At 61.6% G+C, this 1,588-nt stretch carries 1 protein-coding gene; it reads right to left on the bottom strand.

Annotated features, from left to right (window positions below; all coding sequences use genetic code 11):
* Positions 1-21: 21 nt before the first annotated feature.
* The gene (locus tag GY725_02200; protein MCP4002986.1) at positions 22-1,275 is read right to left on the bottom strand and encodes an ISL3 family transposase; all 1,254 of its coding nucleotides are present in this window, start codon (positions 1,273-1,275) and stop codon (positions 22-24) included.
* Positions 1,276-1,588: the final 313 nt, after the last annotated feature.

Genomic DNA, 1,588 nt, shown 5'->3' with positions numbered 1-1,588 from the left:
GCAGATAGGAAGTTCGGCGCTTCAGGCTTTCGTGTGGGTTGATTGAAGAGAGTCTGGATAGAGATCCAGGTCGGCCAGATGGAAGTAGATGGCATTGTGGAAGCGCTGGCGATTGCGGTACCCGCATGCCTTCCGCTTGATCCACTGGATCTTCGAGTTGAGCCCCTCGCTCCGAGCGTTGGTGACGTTGGTCGTCGCTGCATTGATCACGCCGTCCCAGTAGTACTTGATCAACCGAGCCACGCGCTTGATGGGCTCCAGACGAGACCGGATCGCCCAGGCGTACCAGCCCTTCCATGCCCGTTCCGCCCAGCCTCGGCGAATATAACCCCAGAGCATCATGGCGGACTCCTTGATCGCCCAGGCACGAGCCACACGCAGCTGGCTATCGCGACGCGGAGCAAACCCTTCCCATCGCTGTGTACTCATCCGATCCGGGTTCGTAAGCCACAGATACTTCGTCTTCTTGAGTCGACCGTCTCCCTCTCGAACGAGCTCTCGGTTCTCCGCTCGCCGCACCTCGTCTACGGCCCGGCCGAGATGTTGCGCAATGTGGAACTTGTCGAACACGATCCGTCGATCCGCATCGGGAACGTGCTCGCGGGTTGAAGAGATATACGGCGCCCACATGTCCATCGCGACCGATTCAAGTCTCGCGCAGCCTCTCGGGCCGAGATCTGCGTAGAAGGCACTCAGCGTTTGCTTCTTGCGCTCGTCGCCGATCCAGAGCACGCGATTGCGATCAAGATCGTTCACCACCGTGATGTACTCGGCCCGCTTGCGGAACGACGTCTCGTCGACTCCGATGCGGCGCGGTCGCTGTTTCTTCCTTCGAGCCAGTCCTCGGCGAACGGCCCGGTCCTGGATCCCCGCCACCTGGTCCCAACTGAGAGAAAGCTGACGCGCGACCGCCGAGAAGCTCGCTTCCTTCAGCCAGTCGATGACGAGCGCTTCGAACAGCGCCGTGAAGCGCGACTTTGGATCCGACCACGGGACCGCGATCTGGACGACTCCGTGCTCATCACACTGAACTCGAGGAACGTCCGCTACGAGAATCGTGCGATACTGCATCGTGTCCAGATGACGCCAGCGCCGCTCGCGGGAGTCGTAACGAGATCCTTGGCCTTGACACTTCGGGCAAAGAAGAGCCGCGTCGGGACCCATCTCCACCGACACGACGACGGCCTGCTCTTCATCCAGACGGAGTGTTACTTCCGTCACGCGCCATGGATCTTCGATGCCCAGGAGTCGCGCATAGAGCGTTCGATCTTGCATCGAGACACTGTACCGACCACAGGGAACCTCGATCCAACCCGCAATCCGCGTCGGTTCGCGCCCCTATCGGACCCACACAAAACCCGGAAGAGCCGAACTTCCTATCTGCCCTGTCGACGACCCAGTCGAGGGTCGGCCAGCTCGGCTGCATCGCGACGGAGTAGCGAAAGTCGCTCTCCGGACTTCTGTTCGGAAACCGCGTCTCGAGTTCGCGGGCGTCCTTCTTCACCCCGACGTCGATCCCCCGCAGATCCCGGGCCGGTACCGCGGTAGCCGACAGCCTCGCCTGCCGCACCGTGCCCTGACGGCTCAG

This window comes from bacterium (assembly GCA_024226335.1).
GTDB lineage: Bacteria > Myxococcota_A > UBA9160 > SZUA-336 > SZUA-336 > JAAELY01.
Note: the sequence above shows the minus strand (reverse complement) of the source record. Positions and strands in the feature narration are given on the sequence as shown.

Coding starts and splice junctions, on each gene's coding strand:
- GY725_02200 (MCP4002986.1), bottom strand. CDS start 1,275: ATGCAAGATCGAACGCTCTATGCGCGACTCCTGGGCATCGAAGATCCA.